The organism is Bradyrhizobium sp. Kon56 (assembly GCF_055807635.1).
On sequence record NZ_JBVVOU010000147.1, the window covers coordinates 1 to 491 of the forward strand.

1 protein-coding gene is annotated in these 491 nt (G+C 64.8%); it reads left to right on the forward strand.

What is annotated here, in order from left to right; translation table 11 throughout:
* The coding region (locus AC0L3B_RS38350; RefSeq protein WP_473382775.1) for a M16 family metallopeptidase at positions 1 to 491 on the forward strand (491 nt) is incomplete at both ends.

Genomic DNA, 491 nt, shown 5'->3' on the forward strand with positions numbered 1-491 from the left:
CTGCGCATGCTGCGCGACAACAAGGACGAGGCCTTCGACCTGCTGCGGAGCGCGCTGACCTCGCCGCATTTCGAAACTGCCGACGTCGAACGCATTCGCTCGCAGGTGATCTCGGGCCTGCGCCGCGAGACAACCAACCCGACCTCGCTCGCGAGCCGCAAATTCCTGGAGGTTGCCTTTGGCGATCATCCCTACAGTCGGCAGTCCAACGGCAACCTCGACAGCGTTCCGACCATTACGGTTGCCGACATGAAGGATTATGTCGGCCGCGTGCTCGCCAAGGACACGCTCAAGATCGCGGTGGTTGGCGACGTGGATCCCGATACGCTCGGCAAGCTGCTCGACCACACATTTGGTAGCCTGCCGGCCAAGGCCAATCTCGTGCCCGTCCCCGACGTCGAGGCCGCCAAGCCGCCGCAACGCGCCTTCGTGACGCTCGACGTGCCCCAGACCGTGATCACCTTCGGCGGTCCCGGGGTGAAGCGCAGCGA